Origin of the sequence: Halalkalibacter flavus, assembly GCF_036663575.1 — a bacterium.
Classification (GTDB): Bacteria; Bacillota; Bacilli; order Bacillales; family Bacillaceae_D; genus Halalkalibacter; species Halalkalibacter flavus.
This window is the reverse complement of record NZ_JAWRVK010000043.1, coordinates 21,273-38,190: the sequence shown is the minus strand read 5'-3', so window position 1 is coordinate 38,190 and position 16,918 is coordinate 21,273. Positions and strand designations below refer to the sequence as shown.

17 protein-coding genes are annotated in these 16,918 nt (G+C 37.2%); 15 read left to right on the top strand and 2 right to left on the bottom strand.

Going from position 1 to position 16,918, the window contains the following annotated elements:
* Positions 1-123 precede the first annotated feature (123 nt).
* The 8 genes from nirD (at position 124) to SAY88_RS20625 (ending at position 9,214) form a co-directional block, all read left to right on the top strand.
* The gene (gene nirD, locus SAY88_RS20660; RefSeq protein ID WP_332634032.1) at positions 124-450 is read left to right on the top strand and encodes a nitrite reductase small subunit NirD; all 327 of its coding nucleotides are present in this window, start codon (positions 124-126) and stop codon (positions 448-450) included.
* Between the two features lie 261 nt (positions 451-711).
* A complete protein-coding gene (locus SAY88_RS20655; protein WP_332634031.1) occupies positions 712-2,154 on the top strand; it encodes a PTS mannitol transporter subunit IIBC in 1,443 nt (480 codons plus the stop codon).
* Positions 2,155-2,511: 357 nt separating this feature from the next.
* The gene (locus SAY88_RS20650; RefSeq protein ID WP_332634030.1) at positions 2,512-4,635 is read left to right on the top strand and encodes a BglG family transcription antiterminator; all 2,124 of its coding nucleotides are present in this window, start codon (positions 2,512-2,514) and stop codon (positions 4,633-4,635) included.
* A gap of 2 nt (positions 4,636-4,637) precedes the next feature.
* Positions 4,638-5,075: a PTS mannitol transporter subunit IIA gene (locus SAY88_RS20645; protein ID WP_332634029.1), complete on the top strand. Its 438-nt coding sequence runs from the start codon at positions 4,638-4,640 to the stop codon at positions 5,073-5,075.
* A 1-nt stretch (position 5,076) separates the two neighbouring features.
* Positions 5,077-6,228: a mannitol-1-phosphate 5-dehydrogenase gene (locus tag SAY88_RS20640; protein ID WP_332634028.1), complete on the top strand. Its 1,152-nt coding sequence runs from the start codon at positions 5,077-5,079 to the stop codon at positions 6,226-6,228.
* Between the two features lie 105 nt (positions 6,229-6,333).
* Positions 6,334-7,143 (top strand): uroporphyrinogen-III synthase, encoded by an 810-nt coding sequence (locus tag SAY88_RS20635; RefSeq protein WP_332634027.1) that lies wholly within the window; start codon positions 6,334-6,336, stop codon positions 7,141-7,143.
* A 323-nt stretch (positions 7,144-7,466) separates the two neighbouring features.
* Positions 7,467-8,219, top strand: coding sequence for a 5-oxoprolinase subunit PxpB (pxpB, locus tag SAY88_RS20630; protein WP_332634026.1), 753 nt, complete (start codon positions 7,467-7,469; stop codon positions 8,217-8,219).
* Positions 8,219-9,214: a 5-oxoprolinase subunit C family protein gene (locus tag SAY88_RS20625; RefSeq protein WP_332634025.1), complete on the top strand. Its 996-nt coding sequence runs from the start codon at positions 8,219-8,221 to the stop codon at positions 9,212-9,214. The genes pxpB and SAY88_RS20625 overlap by 1 nt, the downstream gene beginning before the upstream one ends.
* Here the strand turns inward: SAY88_RS20625 and SAY88_RS20620 are convergent.
* The gene (locus SAY88_RS20620; RefSeq protein WP_332634024.1) at positions 9,207-9,971 is read right to left on the bottom strand and encodes an IclR family transcriptional regulator; all 765 of its coding nucleotides are present in this window, start codon (positions 9,969-9,971) and stop codon (positions 9,207-9,209) included. The genes SAY88_RS20625 and SAY88_RS20620 overlap by 8 nt on opposite strands.
* Positions 9,972-10,126: 155 nt before the next feature.
* Between SAY88_RS20620 and SAY88_RS20615 the strand changes: the two genes are divergently transcribed.
* The 5 genes from SAY88_RS20615 (at position 10,127) to SAY88_RS20595 (ending at position 15,125) form a co-directional block, all read left to right on the top strand.
* On the top strand, positions 10,127-11,314 hold the full coding sequence (locus tag SAY88_RS20615) for an NRAMP family divalent metal transporter (protein ID WP_332634035.1): 1,188 nt from the start codon (positions 10,127-10,129) through the stop codon (positions 11,312-11,314).
* Positions 11,315-11,326: 12 nt separating this feature from the next.
* Positions 11,327-12,085, top strand: a complete 759-nt coding sequence (locus SAY88_RS20610) for a LamB/YcsF family protein (protein ID WP_332634023.1) — start codon at positions 11,327-11,329, stop codon at positions 12,083-12,085.
* Between the two features lie 200 nt (positions 12,086-12,285).
* Positions 12,286-12,804 carry a GNAT family N-acetyltransferase gene (locus tag SAY88_RS20605; RefSeq protein WP_332634022.1) on the top strand — a complete coding sequence of 173 codons (519 nt, stop codon included), beginning with the start codon at positions 12,286-12,288 and terminating at the stop codon, positions 12,802-12,804.
* A gap of 315 nt (positions 12,805-13,119) precedes the next feature.
* On the top strand, positions 13,120-14,523 hold the full coding sequence (locus tag SAY88_RS20600; RefSeq protein ID WP_332634034.1) for an alanine/glycine:cation symporter family protein: 1,404 nt from the start codon (positions 13,120-13,122) through the stop codon (positions 14,521-14,523).
* Positions 14,524-14,672: 149 nt separating this feature from the next.
* Positions 14,673-15,125: an RDD family protein gene (locus tag SAY88_RS20595; protein ID WP_332634021.1), complete on the top strand. Its 453-nt coding sequence runs from the start codon at positions 14,673-14,675 to the stop codon at positions 15,123-15,125.
* A 275-nt stretch (positions 15,126-15,400) separates the two neighbouring features.
* Here SAY88_RS20595 and SAY88_RS20590 read toward each other — a convergent pair whose 3' ends face one another.
* Positions 15,401-15,709, bottom strand: coding sequence for a winged helix-turn-helix transcriptional regulator (locus tag SAY88_RS20590; RefSeq protein WP_332634020.1), 309 nt, complete (start codon positions 15,707-15,709; stop codon positions 15,401-15,403).
* 285 nt (positions 15,710-15,994) lie between these two features.
* On the opposite strand from SAY88_RS20590, the gene SAY88_RS20585 reads away from it, so the two are divergent.
* Both SAY88_RS20585 and SAY88_RS20580 read left to right on the top strand, forming a co-directional pair.
* The gene (locus SAY88_RS20585; RefSeq protein WP_332634019.1) at positions 15,995-16,411 is read left to right on the top strand and encodes a universal stress protein; all 417 of its coding nucleotides are present in this window, start codon (positions 15,995-15,997) and stop codon (positions 16,409-16,411) included.
* Between the two features lie 284 nt (positions 16,412-16,695).
* Positions 16,696-16,836 carry a BH0509 family protein gene (locus SAY88_RS20580; protein WP_332634018.1) on the top strand — a complete coding sequence of 47 codons (141 nt, stop codon included), beginning with the start codon at positions 16,696-16,698 and terminating at the stop codon, positions 16,834-16,836.
* Positions 16,837-16,918: the final 82 nt, after the last annotated feature.

The following is a 16,918-nucleotide window of genomic DNA, read 5'->3' as shown; positions in this document are numbered from 1 at the left end:
ATGGACGTCGCTCTTTCAACTGGAAAAGATCCATGGAAGGAAATTGTTGAGAAAGAAGAATTACAACAAGAATTCAAGAAGAAGCAAGTAGAAGTGCTTTCTTAATCGGAGGGGGAGACTTATATGAGTAAAGTTGATAGTGGAAAGAAGATTCATGTAGCGAATGTTTCAGATTTATCAGTAGGAATCGGTCAAAGAGTGAACGTATTGGGAGAAGAAATTGCTTTGTTCAAACAAAAAGATGGAACGATTCGTGCGATTCAAAATAGCTGTCCTCACAAAGGAGGACCGCTATCTGAAGGGATCGTTAGTGGAGAGCATGTCTTTTGTCCCCTTCATGATTGGAAGATCAGCATGAAAGATGGGAAAGTTCAGGCGCCAGATGTAGGCTGTGTGAAGAAGTATGATGTTGAAGTAGTAGATGAAGCGATTTATGTGATAATGGATTAAGAGTAATATAGTAAGAAGACGAAAATCATTTTGGATTTTCGTCTTCTTTTTTGTAGTAAGAGCGCTCAGTATCTCTATATTTATATCAGCCTATACCTTCTTTGACAAAAAAAGGACAATTATATATACGTCTTTAATTTTGGCAACAATTCAATTGACAAAAGGACCTTTACTATAGATGGAATCTCCTCTGTAACCGCTTTATCATAAGGGTATAGGAAAGAGCAAAGCAAAAGCAGCTTTCCGAAAGGAGATAGAAAGATGGATTCACAAAAAAATAATTCAAATTTCAAAGTGAAAATTCAACGCTTTGGTAGTTTTTTAAGTGGCATGATTATGCCGAATATTGGAGCTTTTATCGCATGGGGACTTATTACCGCATTATTTATTCCTACTGGCTGGTTACCAAATGAGAGTTTAGCTGAGCTAGTTGGTCCAATGATCACTTACTTACTACCTCTATTAATTGGTTTTACTGGTGGTCGAATGGTTTATGACCTGCGAGGAGGGGTAGTTGGTGCTACTGCAACAATGGGGGTAATTGTTGGTGCAGATATCCCAATGTTCCTTGGAGCAATGGTTATGGGGCCACTTGGAGGTTGGCTTATTAAGCAAGTTGATAAGTATTTTGAGAATAAGGTTAAGTCTGGCTTTGAAATGTTAGTGAATAACTTCTCTGCAGGTATTATTGGAGGAGCGTTAACAATTATTGCATATGTTGGGGTTGGCCCAATCGTTTATACGTTAAACCAAACGTTAGCATCTGGAGTGAATTTCTTAGTAACAAACAACTTATTGCCACTTGCAAGTATTTTAATTGAACCGGCAAAAGTATTATTCTTAAATAACGCAATAAACCATGGAATCTTAGGTCCTATTGGAATTGAGCAAGCAGCGCGAGAGGGAATGTCGATCTTATTCCTATTAGAGGCAAACCCTGGACCGGGTCTTGGGATTTTACTTGCTTTTATGTTGTTTGGTAAAGGAATGGCAAAGCAATCTGCACCTGGTGCGGCAATCATTCATTTCTTTGGTGGGATTCATGAAATTTACTTCCCGTACATCCTAATGAAACCTGCACTAATTATCGCTGCCATCGCAGGTGGTGCTACAGGAGTATTCACACTATTGTTATTTAATGGTGGACTTGTTGCTGCACCATCGCCAGGTAGTATTATTGCGGTGTTAGCTATGACACCAAGAGGTGGATATTTCGCTGTTATTGCTGGTGTTATTGCTGCTACTGCTGTATCGTTTATTATCGCTTCGATTATCCTTAAGAGTTCAAAATTAACGGGTGAAGAAGATTTAGCAAAAGCGACAGAGAAAACTTCTGCATTAAAAGGGAAAGAAAGCAGAGCTTCTGTTTTAGTGAACAAAGATGAAACAGAAGACGTAAAAGCAGCAGATAACAATGAAATTGTGAAAGAAAATGTAAACAAGATTATTTTTGCGTGTGATGCAGGTATGGGTTCTAGTGCCATGGGGGCATCGATCTTAAGAAATAAAGTGAAAAAAGCAGGTCTAGAAATCGATGTAACAAACACGGCTATTAACAATATTCCAAATGACGCAGACATCGTTATTTCACACAAGGATCTAACAGATCGCGCGAAAGCGAAATTACCAACAGCTGTTCATATTTCAGTAGAAAACTTCTTGAACAGTCCAAAGTATGATGAGCTTATTGAGAAACTGAAGTAATTCTTTCATCGAATATCTGCTTATTTTTCAGACAGAAGAGCATGCCATTTATGGTGTGCTCTTTTCAAAAGGTTGTTTTCTTAAAGAGTGATGCTGTGAAGAAACGTTTTTTTTGTAGTGAAGTGGCTGGAGCTCAGGTGGAACGAACATGAGAAGAACACGTACCCCAAAAAACAACAATGTATGCGAAAACAGCCTTTAAAAATGAGTGTACTGTAACTCAATCTTTTTAAATTATGGCAACAATAGCAAAGACGAAATTGAAATATCCTTTAATTGAATCAATAAAATAACTCATTTAAGATAAAAATGTAGTTATCTGACTTTAATTTTGTCATCAATTAGCTTTTGAGTGAGGTGAATATTATTTACATTACGGCAAGGGAAAGGCAAATTCTTGAATATCTACTTGCATCAGATCAAGAAATAACAGTAAAAGGACTTGCTGAGAAGATCGATGTCAGTGTGCGAACGGTTCACCGCGATCTTAAAGGCGTTGAAGACATTTTAAAAGAGTATGACTTACGGCTAATAAAGAAATCTGGAGTCGGTGTTCAAATCATTGGAGAGAAAGAACAGATTGAGAATGTAAAGTTATTTCTTTTTAATGTTACGCACAATGAATATACACCCGAGGAAAGGCAAACGATTATTCTGTGTACACTACTGGAATCGATCGAGCCTGTTAAGCTGCTTGCTTTAGCAAGTGACTTAAATGTCACCATTGCTACTGTTAGTAATGACTTAAACAAAGTAGAAGAGCAGTTGCAAAAGTATACGAATCTCTCGCTAATTAGAAAAAGAGGGTATGGTGTTGAGATAGCTGGTGATGAAACAGCTAAGCGAAAAGCAATGAGCAAAATTATTTCAGAAAATGTAGATGAATTTGATTTATTGTCGTTGATTAGGGAGAACATTCAAAAGAAATCTACGCAACAAACCGAGCTTATTTCTGAAAGATTATTAGGTTTAGTTGAAAAAAGGAATTTGCATATTGTTGAGAAGGTGATTGAGGAAATAAACAATGAACTACCTTACTCAATAGCTGACAGTGCCTATATGGGGTTAGTCGTACACTTAGCGTTAGCGATGGAGCGAATATTACAAGGAGAGAACATTTCAATCGATCAAAGTTATTTAGAGCAATTGCAAATTACACCTGAATTCAAGATAGCCGAGAAGATCATTGCTAAGCTAGAGGGTGTGTTCCAGACGAAAATTCCTAAAGCTGAAGTTGGTTATATAACGATGCATCTGCGTGGCGCTAAGTTAAGACACGATAAAGAATATATAATCGAAGATACGAGTCTTCAAACCGCCCTAAAAGCAAAAAGCCTTATCCACTATGTTGAGAAAAAAACAGGCGTACCTTTAGCGAATAACCATGCACTCTTACAAGGGTTAGTGGCACACTTAAGCCCAGCAATCTTTCGTATTAAGCAAAATATGGGGATTACAAATCCACTTTTAGAAAAAATAAAAAGTGACTATGCTGAGTTATTTGAAATAGTAAAAGGTGGAGTCGAAGTAGTCTTATCTGAATTAGAAGTGCCAGAAGAAGAAGTAGGTTACTTAGTTCTTCACTTCGGCTCTGTCATTTTAGGTAAGAACGAACATGACTCGTTAAGAGCGTTAATTGTTTGCTCAAGTGGAATCGGTACATCAAAAATGTTAGCAACAAGGCTGCAAAAAGAAATTCCTGAAATAAAAGAGTGTCAAAATGTTTCGATGTTTGAGCTTAACCAGATGAATGATACGAAATACGATGTGATTTTATCTACCATTCGACTTCCTGAGCTAAAACGAGATTACATTGTAGTGAATCCTATTTTAACCACTGATGAAGTAGAAAAAGTTAAATCCTATATTCATAAAAAAAAGAGAGTTGGTAAGCCATTTTCTAATAATGAGTTGGATTATCCTTCATTTACGAAAAAGGAAAATACGCTAGAACGAATGCAAGTGTTAAAGGAATATTCTGATACGATTATTTCACTTTTGCAAGGATTATCAGTTTCTATTTATAAAAATGAAATCGCTATCCCTGAATTGCTAAAGAATGCATGTACGAAACTACAGACAGAAGAAATTGTTTCTGATGTATCAGCTTTATTAGAAGATTTAGTGAGACGTGAGGCAATGGGTGGGTTAGGGATCCCAAATACAAGGTTAGCGTTGTACCATACGAGAAGCGATACTGTTGTAAAACCGTCGTTTACCGTGCATGCGATGAGCAGGCCGCAACTAGTTAGCGCGATGGATCAATCTGAAATGGAAGTTGAAACTGTGTTGTTAATGCTCTCACCTAAGGAATTATCGACTGCTTCATTAGAAGTTCTAAGCCATATAAGTGCATTAATAATTGAAAATGAATTAAGTATTTTACGCTTTGAATCGAAAGATGAGAATAAAATTTCATCCTATTTAGCAACGAAATTAGAAAACTTTTTTATAGAAAAAACAACTAAAAGGAGTATTTAATTATGTCATTACCAATCTTAGCAAAACAAAACATTTTATTAAACAAAGAGGTTGATACAAAAGAAAACGCGATTAAAATGACTGGGGAATTATTAGTTGACCTTGGGTATGTGGAACCTTCTTATATTGACAGAATGTTAGAGAGAGAAGAATTAACATCAACATATATGGGTAATTTTGTAGCTATTCCACATGGTACAGAAGAGGGAAAAGCATCGGTAAAAGAATCAGGAATTGCGATTATTCAAGTGCCAAATGGGGTAGAGTTCGGTGTAGGAAACGAAGTTAAGCTTCTAATTGGAATTGCAGGTAAGGGTGATGAGCATTTAGATATTTTATCACAAATTGCGATTGTTTGTTCAGAAGAGGAAAATGTAGAGAAAATAGTATCAGCAACGTCAACGGAGGAAATCCTCGAAATTTTTGAAGAGGTGAACTAATATGATAGCTGTACATTTTGGAGCTGGGAACATCGGTCGCGGATTTATTGGATCTTTGTTATATGATTCTGGATATGAAACGTTTTTTGTTGATGTAAATAAGGAAATCGTTGATTTAATTAATGAACGTAAAGAGTATAATGTTGTTCTTGCTGATCAATCGAAAGAAACAGTAACAATAAAAAATGTTTCAGCTATTAATAGTATGCAAGACCCAGAACTAGTCAAAGAGGCGATTGTGAAAGCTGATATCGTAACAACAGCAGTTGGGCCAAACATTTTACCGATTATTGCTAAAAGTATTCAAGATGGGTTGAGTTTGCGTTTAGAAAGCAACAAAACTCCATTAAATATCATTGCATGTGAGAATTTGATTGGTGGCAGTACCCTCTTGAAGGAACATGTTTATAAGAACTTATCAGATACTGAAAAAATGACATTTAATCAATATTTTGCATTCCCAGATGCTGCGGTTGACCGAATCGTTCCAAATCAAGTAAACGAAGATAAGCTATTAGTGATGGTTGAAAAATATTATGAATGGGTCGTTGAACAGTCAAAGATGATTGGCGATATCCCAGAAGTTGCAGGCGTTACGTATGTTGATGAGTTGAACCCTTTTATTGAAAGAAAACTTTTCACTGTAAATACAGGTCATGCTGTTGCTGCTTATTTAGGTTACCAAGCTGGTATGAAAACAATAGATCAAGCATTAGCAAATGAAGAGATTAAAGATTTACTTGAAAAAACGTTACAAGAAACAGGCCTATTGCTTTCAAAAAAACATTCATTTAACGTAGAAGAACACAACGTCTATATAGACAAAATCATTAACCGTTTTTTAAATCCAAACTTAGCTGACGATGTCACGAGAGTGGGGAGAGGTCCTTTACGTAAATTGGGACCTAATGATCGTCTCATAGGACCAGCAAAGCAATTTGTTGAAATGGTTGGCGATGATCCTGTTTATTTAGTAAAGGCTATTGCAGCAGCATTACATTATGATGTAAAAACAGATGAAGAGGCTGTTCAAATCCAAAATCTTATTAAAGAAAAAGGGTTAGAAACAGCAATAATGGAAGTTACTAAATTAGATCAAAATAGTCGTTTATTTACGTTAATTGTTAATCAATATAATCAATTAAATAAATAGTAAATTCAAAAAAGTTCAAGCCAATTTTGGTTTGAACTTTTTTTTATGTCGAATAAAGGCTTATAATTAATATAATGAAATTATCATAGAGAAAGAAGTGAAACGATGAAGACTGGATTAAATGGAAAGAAGATTGTCCTTGCAGCATCAAGAAAGACAGAAGAAATGAGTACATTAATTGAAAAGCAAAATGGAGCACCTTTAGTACGATCTCTTCAAGGGACCGTGTTCAAAGCGGACGATCAAGTAAAAGAGGATTTACAAAAGATTGTAAAAAAGCAATTTGATTGGATCATCTTCACGACTGGTATTGGTACGAACGCTCTTTTAGAGCTTGCTGATGAATTAAAACTAAAGGGCTCATTTATGAACGTTGTGAATGATGCCAAGATAGCCTCGAGAGGGTATAAGACAGTTGCAGCTCTAAAAAAAATAGGCGTTACACCGGATGTAAAGGATGATGACGGAACAATAAAAGGATTGATACAGTCATTAGAAGGAATTGACTTTAAGGGGAAACAAGTCATGGTACAGCTTCATGGTGAGAATGCTCCTGCGCTGATTAACTATTTGGAGGAATCAGGAGCAGAGGTCATGAAAGTATTGCCTTATCAGCATGTTGACCCAAACTTTGATACGGTTGAACAACTTTGCCAAGAGCTCTTTCGTTCTGAAATAGATGCCGTATGCTTTACTGCAGCCATCCAAGTTCGCTCCTTCTTTAAGTATGTAAAAGAAAAACAGTATTTAGAACAAGTGTTAGAAGCTTTTAGATCGAACGTACTTGCAGTCGCTGTTGGGAAGGTAACAACAGAGGCATTGAACGAAGAGGGCATTGATAGAGTTGTGGCACCTGAACTGGAGAGAATGGGGGCCATGATTGTTGAGATGACCCGTTATTTTGAAAGAAATTAAAAGCAAACTTTAAGAAGGGATTTCCCAAAGGTCATGAACAGATCTATTGGGAGATCCCTTTTGTCATCGTATAAAAGGTCTCGGAAATATGTAAAATATCTATGTCGCGATGTGTGTAATCTTAACTTTGTTGTTTTTTGGGGGTACGTGTTCTCCACATGCTCGCTCCATTTCACTACGAGAAAAAACGTTTCTTCACAGCAATAAGCTTTACGCAAACAGATTTTTAAAATTGCATTTTCAATATCTGATAATTATAATTATTACAAAGACTGATATATGGAATACATGTTCCGATATTCGGAACTTGGGGAGGGGAGACTTTGGTACAATTAATTAACAAGCTTGACAAAGAGGTTAAGATAACTAGGTTAAGTGAGTCCGCAGTAGTGGTTTCTTTTGGTGAGGAGATTTGTTTTGATTTGCATGAAAAAGTAAAAGCTTTAACAAATTACCTACAGGATCATTCGTTTGTCGGTCTAATAGAAACCGTTCCTTCGTTTACGAGTGTAACGATTTTTTATGATCCTATCCAAATATATAAAAGAGAAAGAAAGGTAAATCATACAAACGTTGAGTCACCATCTGATTTCGTCTGTGCTTCCCTTAAAGAAGCAATACAAAATTTAGAAAAAAAAGATAAACACAGAACTAGAATTGTTGAAATACCAGTTTGTTATGGTGGGGCTTTTGGTCCTGACCTTGACTATGTCGCAGAACATAATAATCTTTCTCCTGAGCAAGTTGTAAAGATTCACTCTAGTGGGGATTACCTTGTTTATATGGTTGGATTTGCCCCAGGTTTTCCTTATTTAGGAGGAATGTCTGGGAAAATTGCAACACCTAGAAAGAAAAAGCCACGAATAGAAATACCTCAAGGTTCTGTTGGAATAGCTGGAATGCAAACGGGAGTCTATTCACTCTCTACTCCAGGGGGTTGGCAAATTATTGGAAGGACTCCTTTGGACTTGTTTTTAAAAGATAAGACACCACCAAGTTTACTGGAATCCGGAGATGTTGTGAGATTTAAGCCAATAACAGTTGAGGAGTATGACGACTATAAGGAGGGCTCGTAATGGCTCTAAAGGTAATCAAACCAGGTCTTTTAACAACGATTCAGGATCTTGGAAGAACGGGCTTTCAAAAACATGGAGTCATTATGAGTGGAGCAATGGATCCTCTTTCCTTAAGGCTTGCTAATTTGTTAGTTGGAAATGAGGAAGGAGAAGCTGCATTAGAAATGACGTTAGCCGGTCCTTCTTTAAAATTTGAAACAGATACAATTTTCGCCATTTGCGGAGGAGATCTCTCACCAACGATCAATCAAAAGCCAGTTCCCATACATAGGCCTATCTATGTAAAGAGAGATAGTGTCCTTTCTTTTGGACCTGCAAAGGCAGGGTGTCGAGGGTACTTGGCTGTCGCTGGAGGATTTGATATTCCAAAAGTCATGGGGAGTAAAAGTACCTATCTCCGGGCTGGCATTGGTGGCTATCATGGAAGAGCTTTAGAACCGGGAGATGTTATTACATATCAGAAACAAAAGAATATATTGCCCTTCTTTGAAGAGAATGAACATAAGAATGCTACTTTTTGCACGACAGACTGGGGCATAGAACCCTACCTTTTTCATAGACCTAAACAAGTTGTAAGAATCATACCAGGTCCTCATTTCGAACAATTTACAAAAGAGAGCCGGGAAGATCTGTTTCACTGCAAGTTTAAAGTAACCCCCCAATCTGATCGAATGGGGTATAGGCTTTCGGGCCAACTATTAAGGCTGGAAGAGCAAGTGGAATTACTCTCAGAGGCAGTTACTTTTGGTACTATTCAGGTTCCCCCAGATGGGAATCCGATTATTCTCCTTGCAGATAGACAAACGATAGGAGGATATCCAAAAATAGGACAGGTGATTGACGTTGATATACCAATGATTGCTCAATTAAAACCAGGAGAACGTATAAGCTTTAAATCTGTATCGATATTTGAAGCTGAAAGGCTTTTGCTAAAAAGGGAAATGGATCTAAAAGAACTAAAAGCAGGTATATTGTTGAAACAAATGTCTACATAGGTTGTTTGTTAAAACCGAGTTCTTTTGAGATGTTATTGGCGGTTTGTTTAACTTTCTCAACAAGCTCAGTTATCCGTTCTTCCGAAAAACGTAGTTCAGGTCCTGCGACACTTAGTCCACCAATAACCTGACCACTTAAGTTGAAAATAGGAGCAGCGATGGAGATGGTATTATTTTCAAGTTCCGAGTAGCTTATAGCAAACCCGTTCATACGCGATTGCTTCAAAGTATCCATTAGAACGTCTTTATCTACAATTGTTTTTGTTCCAAATGGTTTAAGTTCTATATTATGTAGATACGCTTCTTGTTCTTTCTCATCGGTGTAAGCAAGAATAATTCGGGAACAAGCACCTGTATAAAGAGGTGATCGCCGGCCTACTTTTGTGAAAAGTCTTACAGGATGGTCTGTATCTAATTTTTCGACATAAACGGCTTCATCACCGTCTCGCATTGTTAAATTAACAGCTTCGTTTACTTCATCTCTTAGGGCTTCCATATGAGGCTTTGCAATTTTACGAAGATCGATTCGCTCAGCGACGAGGTGACCGAACTCAAGAAATAGCAAACCGAGAGAATAATAGCCGTCGCTATCTTTTGTAAGAAAGCCCATATCAGAAAGAGAACCAATCATCCGATGAGCCGAAGTCTTTGGAATTTCAGTTAGATGGACAATTTCATTTAAAGTCAGCCGTGAGTGAATCCGAAATAGGTTTAGAATGGTTAACGATTTTACAACAGTTTTGTTTTTGTTTTGCAACAGTAACACCTCATCAATGTTTAAAGACAAAATAGGAAGAACGCTATCATTTATTTTACAAAACTGGATTATCCATGTCTATGAATGGGCAAGGCAATTCTATTATAGCGAGGAAGATCAAAATGAATAATCAAAGATCACTTCAAAATGAACAAATGACACCGAAAGAAAGGTTAAGTGCCATGACCGGAGCTGCTTTTTTAATGGCAACATCAGCAATAGGTCCAGGTTTTTTAACACAAACAGCTGTTTTTACAGAACAGTTATTAGCAAGCTTTGGTTTTGTTATATTGGCATCGGTTATCTTAGATATCGGGGCACAAATTAACATTTGGAGAATCATTGCTATATCAAAAATGCGCGGTCAAGAAATAGCAAATTCCGTTCTTCCGGGTTTAGGGTATGTTGTTGCTTTTTTTATCGTCCTAGGTGGACTTGCCTTTAATATTGGAAACGTAGCTGGCGGAGGTCTTGGAGTCAATGCTCTGTTAGGACTTGATACGACAGTTGGTGCCGTTATGACAGGGGTTATTTGCATCTTTATCTTTTTATTAAAAGAAGCCAATATGGCAATGGATAAAATCGTGCGCTATTTAGGGGCCTTGATGATTTTGCTAACAGCTTATGTCATGTTTGTTAGTGCTCCACCATACACAGAAGCAGTCTTGCGGACATTTGTCCCGATAGAAGTGGACTTTTTAGCGATTATTACAATCGTTGGAGGGACAGTTGGTGGTTATATTACATTTGCTGGTGGTCATCGACTTTTAGATGCTGGAATAACAGGGCGTGAGAATTTACGCTATGTTACAAATACAGCAGTAACCGGAATTGTTGTAGCCTCTATTATGAGGGTCATTTTATTTTTAGCTATCCTCGGGGTGGTGTCAGCAGGATTTGCTTTAAATCCAGATAATCCAACGGCGTCTGTCTTTCAAATCGCAGCAGGCGAAGTGGGCTATCGAATTTTTGGTCTAGTATTATGGTTTGCTGGAATCACATCCGTGATTGGTGCAGCCTATACATCCGTATCGTTTTTAACAACTTTTCATCCGAGTATTGAAAGAAACAAAAACTATTGGACGGTAGGATTTATAGTCTTCTCTACAACCGTCTTTGCACTAATTGGGCGACCGGTTGCCTTACTCTTATTAGCTGGTGCATTTAATGGATTGATTTTGCCACTTACACTTGGGTGTATATTGTTAGCGGCTCATCGTGTAAGCATTGTAGGGGAGTATAAACATCCGGTTTGGATGACCATTTTTGGTGCGATTGTTGTTGTGTTAACTGCCTATCTTGGTGTTCGTACGCTGACGGAAATGATTCCACAACTTTTTTAATGGAGGATTTTAATGAGGAGTGTAGATTTAAATTGTGATTTAGGTGAAAGTTTTGGTGTTTATAAAATTGGTCAAGATGAAAAAATATTAGACCATGTTACCTCGGCAAATGTTGCTTGCGGGTTTCATGCTGGTGACCATAATGTGATGGCCAAAACGGTAAAAATGGCTACTGCCAAAGGAGTAAAAATTGGTGCTCATCCGGGTTTCCCAGATTTATTAGGCTTTGGCAGGCGACTAATTGAAACGAATCCAGAGGACATTTATAATTTTGTTGTTTATCAAATTAGTGCATTGAAAGGCTTTTGTGATATTGAAGGGGTTAGGATGCAGCATGTGAAACCGCACGGGGCTTTATTTAACCTAGCAGCTACTGACCGAGCAGTTGCTGAGGCTATTGCAAAGGCCGTGTATGATGTTGACCGTAATCTAGTATTATTCGGCTTATCCTGTAGTCAGCTAACAAAAGCGGGAACGAGCATTGGTTTAAGAGTGGCCAATGAAGTGTTTGCTGATAGGACGTACCAAGCAAATGGAACGTTAACACCGCGCACACACGAGCATGCCCTCATACATGACGTGCGCCAAGCAATTGACCAAGTTGTGATGATGATTAAATCTGGCACAGTTAGAGCGGTAGACAGTACGGTCGTTCCTATTCAAGCAGATACGATTTGTGTCCATGGGGACGGAGAAAAAGCTCTTGAGTTTACTCAAGAGCTGAGAAGGACGTTGCAAGTAGAAGGGATTTCGATAAGATCCATTTTATAATTGAAAGCAAATGGTGACTCCTACAAATGGTAGGGTCACTTTTTTGTTTTGGTATCCAAATTGAAAGGGAAAAGACTGAAAGAAATGGAATGGTATTATGTGTAGTGGGTTTGATTCTTACCGTAATCATACAACGAGTGTTACTAAGTATGATAGTTTATAAAGCTGATTTTCATTTGTGAAAGTGGGTGGAGACGGACATGGAAATAAAATTAGTACCTTTATCATTGGATTATGCTGAGCAATTACTAAAGTTTGAGCTGGAAAACAGACCGTTCTTTGAGGAAATGGTACCTGGAAGAGGCGATCACTATTACAAAAGAGAAAAATTTTTAACTTTTTTAACCGAATTGGTAGTGGAGCATGAGAAGGGAGAGGGACAATATTACTTGATTTTATCAGGAGATAACACAATTATAGGTCGAATCAATCTTTTTAATGTCAAAGAGGAGCCGTTTTTCTCAGCTGACATTGGATACCGCATTGGTAAAAAGTACGTAAGAAACGGACTTGCCTCTAAAAGTGTCGAAATGATTATGACATTATTAAAGGAGAAGTACGAAATTATGGAAATTAGTGCAAAGACAACAAGTCACAATCACGGATCGAAAAGAATTTTAGAGAAGAATGGTTTTTTGTTACGTGAAGTTGATATAGGTGGAGCTAATTTGAAGGACGAAGCCTATGATTTTCTTGCCTATAGCTGGAGTAATTTATAAAAGGAAAAGCTTTTTCACGGTAGCGATTTATTATATTAAAATAATGGATGATTTGGTGAGAGGGGAGGATCTCCTCTTTTTTTATTTGAAAACTTACATTAGTTAAATGGATCTGTACTCCTTTCTTGTATGAAAATCAGCAAAATCTACAATGATACGTTAGATAAATGATTATTGGAGTCGAAAAGCAAGAAATGGAATAAAAGTTTGCTAAATTTTCTGACACTTAATGTTTACAAGTTCTCGATTATTAGTGTATATTGGAAAAACAATTTAGATAATTCAAAAAAGAGAGGTGTTCTAATATTGCAAGCAATGATTGATTTTCTTAATGGCTTTTTATGGACGTATGTTGTTATCGGTGGGTTGCTAGGTGCTGGATTGTATTTCACATTCAAAATTCGTTTTATGCAGTTTCGAAGCATAAGTGAGATGTTCCGTGTTGTTACCCAAAGATCAACAGAAGTTGACGGAATGAAAAGCATTAGTCCATTTAAGTCCTTTGCCATCGGTGCGGCAACTCGTATAGGAACGGGCAACTTAGCAGGGGTGACAGTTGCGATTGCACTAGGTGGTCCAGGTGCTGTTTTTTGGATGTGGATTGTTGCCCTGCTTGGTGGTGCCACAAGTTTTATCGAGAGTACGTTAGCTCAAGTATACAAGATAAAAGATAAAGAATCTTATCGTGGAGGTCCGGCTTATTACATTGAAAAAGGTTTAGGTCAACGCTGGTTGGGAATTGTGTTTGCTATATTAATTGCTATTACATTCGGTCTTATTTTTAACTCTGTTCAAAGTAACACAATTGCCGGAGCGTTTGATAATGCGTTTGGCGTGAGTCCATGGGTAATGGGTATTGTTATGACGGTATTAGCTGGAGCAATTATTTTTGGTGGTGTACACCGTATTGCAAACTTCTCTAGTGTTATCGTTCCAATCATGGCAGTTTTATATATTGTTATTGCCTTTGTTGTTGTTGGAATGAATGCATCTCAAATTCCAGCTATTCTAGGGTTAATTGTTCGTAGTGCATTTGGTTTTGAGCAAGCACTAGGTGGAGGGATCGGTGCAGCTATTATGATGGGGGTTCGTCGTGGTCTCTTCTCAAATGAAGCTGGTATGGGTAGTGCTCCAAACGCAGCTGCAACTGCGAATGTATCACATCCTGCAAAGCAAGGTTTTGTACAAACATTAGGAGTTTATGTTGATACATTAATCGTTTGTTCAGCTACAGCGTTTATTATTTTATTAAACACAGAATATCACTTAAGTGAAGCTGAAGGTATTCAGTTGCTACAAAATTCACTTAGCTTACAAATTGGTGGCTGGGCTAGTTACTTTATTGCTGCTTCAATCTTTATGTTTGCATTTAGTTCAATCATTGGAAGCTACTACTATGGTGAAACAAATATTGAATTTATAAAAAAGAGCAAAACAGCAGTTAATGTTTACCGTTTTGCGACAATGGGATTTGTACTTTTTGGTTCGGTAGCAAGCCTTGGACTTGTATGGGATCTAGCAGACTTGTTTATGGCTTTAATGACCGTTATTAACGTAATAGCTATAGTATTATTAGGGAAAATTGCTTTCAAAGTGCTTAATGATTATGAAGAACAGCGTGCACAAGGACTTGATCCTACTTTCAGCCCTAAGAAGCTTGAGATTGAAAATACTGAAGCGTGGGATGATGAAGGTAAGTCAGACAAAATGGTTGGATAATTAAAATAAAGGATAGCTCCTTCTTTGATAGAGAGCTATCCTTTTATATGTTTTTAGAAGGGAAAAAAACAAAACAATTTTAAACTTTTACAAAAATATGGTAAAATCCATTCGGGTCTCTAAATACTTTTTGAGGAGGGGAAAAGAGATTGATTGCTGAACAAAAGGAGAATCAGTGGGTTCAACGTTTATTAAATGAAGAACAAAGAGCGAGTGGATGGTTTCGTTTAGCAGCTGGGTTTTTTGACTTTATTTTCTTATCTCTTATTCTCATTACAACTAGTACAATTACAACATTTTGGATGGTCGTACAATCGGAGGCACCTTCAGACAATATCGTATTTATCCGTAAGTATATGTGGGAAAACGAATTTCATTTGTATCTTATAAATTGGACCGTTATCTTTATTGTTTTTTTAATGATTCATGCTCTCTATGCCTTCAAAGAAAAAAGAACAATTGGAATGAGAATAGTTGATTTATATGTTTATAATGAGGACGCAGAAAAGCCAAGTGGTTTACAATTTTTTTGTCGAGAGATGTTAAAATATCTATTATTTCCTTTTTTTCTTATGTCATTTGGCAGGAAAAGACGGACGTAATATGATAAGTGGACAAAGACGTATTTGGTAAAGTGACATACAAGAAGGTCCTCTCAATAGAAATCGAATGTTTTAGTTTAGCTCTAGCTCATTGCTTTGAGGCTGTATCCAAAGGTCAAAAAGCAGACCTTTGGATAGATTTGCAATGGCACACTCGTCGCGCGCCTATTATGAGAAGACCACTCATAACAGGCTCAAAAGACTGCGACGGTTTAGCTCATTGCTTTGAGGCTGTATCCAAAGGTCAAAAAGCAGACCTTTGGATACAGCCTCTTTTATGTCCACTTCTCGCTCCAGGTTTGAATTGATTTAATGACTGGCTCAAGTGCAAGGCCTTTTTCTGTTAAGGAGTATTCAATCCGCACAGGTTTCTCTGGAAAGACGCTTCTGGTTACAATAGATTGATGTTCTAGCTCTTTCATTCGCTCAGTCAATATCCGATCACTCATATCTGGTATTTGTGCTTTTATATCTTTAAACCGTTTTGGTCCATCTAGTAGAACTCGAATGATAAGCCCAGTCCACCTTTTTCCTAATAACTCGATTGCATGCTCGTATTTGGGGCACATTTGGCTGTAATCCATTAGTATCACCTCGATGTATTTAGTTTACCATAAGGCTTTTTGTAGAGAAAATATAGTCAAAGTTCTTAAAGAGGTCAAGAGCTTGACTCATGGAAGGGCATGGGATGAAAATGCTAACTCCAACCTGACACTTTAATTTCAAATTACCTTTGTTTGATTTTCTTTATTTAGTAGTAATGACACACCCCTTCTTTGTGTATGGATAAAATATAGGGAAAATAGCTCTATTGAAGAGGTACTGAAAAAGGACGGTTTTCCTTTCAGTACCCTCTAAGGAGGGAGTTCATGTTTACTAAGATGATTGTGGCGTTGGATGGGTCTGAGCAATCCATTAGAGCAGCAGAAAAAGCAATTGACTTGGCTAAGATAAGTGGGGCGTATACGTATGTTGTCTATGTAGTTGATGGGACTACTTCAAAGGCGGATGTATTACAAACATGGAACTCCTTAGGAATTGCTGAAAAACGTAAACAGAAATTTAAAATTGTAGAAGCGAATGCAAAAAAAGAAGGCATTGATTATGAAGTGCGGATTTTGCGCGGCGAACCAGCTTCTACATTAGTTGATTTTTCAGTGGAGGTTGATGCAGATTTAATTGTCATTGGAAGTAGAGGATTGAATCAGTTTCAGCAAATGATCCTTGGTAGTGTTAGTCATAAAGTAGTGAAGAGAGCAGCTTGTCCAGTGTTAATTATTAAATAGGAAGATTAGGGATGCTATATGTATTTTGGCATTCCTTTTATTTGGCATATAAGTAAATATAAAAGGCTGTTTTCGTATATTTTGTTGTTTTTAATCATTTTTCCCTTAACAGGTCCGCTCCATTCCACTTTCGTTCTCATCGATTTTTAAATAAATAATCCTTGCGAAAAGAGCCATATAAAAAAACGGGCCTTTTTTCTGAAAATTCCGTTGACGTTTTCGTTCTCTCTGTTATATAATACAATTAAGTAAAATAAATTGTATTACTACAGGAGGCGATTTAAATGAGCAGGCAAGAAAGAGAGAACATGATCGAGTTTTTAAATAAGGTTCAAGGGTTAACGGAAAGAAAGTTAATGATGATGACGGATGAGGATATTGAACATCTATATACAAGAGCATATCTTCTTCACGAGAAAGTGTAAGTGTTTACGCCACCTTTCATTCTTTGTTCATAACAGTGTTAAGCGTATCTCGCCCAAAATGTAGTATACTAACTAGCAAGAG

Coding starts and splice junctions, on each gene's coding strand:
- nirD (WP_332634032.1), top strand. CDS start 124: ATGAGTAAAGTTGATAGTGGAAAGAAGATTCATGTAGCGAATGTTTCA.
- SAY88_RS20655 (WP_332634031.1), top strand. CDS start 712: ATGGATTCACAAAAAAATAATTCAAATTTCAAAGTGAAAATTCAACGC.
- SAY88_RS20645 (WP_332634029.1), top strand. CDS start 4,638: ATGTCATTACCAATCTTAGCAAAACAAAACATTTTATTAAACAAAGAG.
- SAY88_RS20640 (WP_332634028.1), top strand. CDS start 5,077: ATGATAGCTGTACATTTTGGAGCTGGGAACATCGGTCGCGGATTTATT.
- SAY88_RS20635 (WP_332634027.1), top strand. CDS start 6,334: ATGAAGACTGGATTAAATGGAAAGAAGATTGTCCTTGCAGCATCAAGA.
- SAY88_RS20625 (WP_332634025.1), top strand. CDS start 8,219: ATGGCTCTAAAGGTAATCAAACCAGGTCTTTTAACAACGATTCAGGAT.
- SAY88_RS20615 (WP_332634035.1), top strand. CDS start 10,127: ATGACACCGAAAGAAAGGTTAAGTGCCATGACCGGAGCTGCTTTTTTA.
- SAY88_RS20610 (WP_332634023.1), top strand. CDS start 11,327: ATGAGGAGTGTAGATTTAAATTGTGATTTAGGTGAAAGTTTTGGTGTT.
- SAY88_RS20605 (WP_332634022.1), top strand. CDS start 12,286: ATGGAAATAAAATTAGTACCTTTATCATTGGATTATGCTGAGCAATTA.
- SAY88_RS20600 (WP_332634034.1), top strand. CDS start 13,120: ATGATTGATTTTCTTAATGGCTTTTTATGGACGTATGTTGTTATCGGT.
- SAY88_RS20590 (WP_332634020.1), bottom strand. CDS start 15,709: ATGGATTACAGCCAAATGTGCCCCAAATACGAGCATGCAATCGAGTTA.
- SAY88_RS20585 (WP_332634019.1), top strand. CDS start 15,995: ATGTTTACTAAGATGATTGTGGCGTTGGATGGGTCTGAGCAATCCATT.
- SAY88_RS20580 (WP_332634018.1), top strand. CDS start 16,696: ATGAGCAGGCAAGAAAGAGAGAACATGATCGAGTTTTTAAATAAGGTT.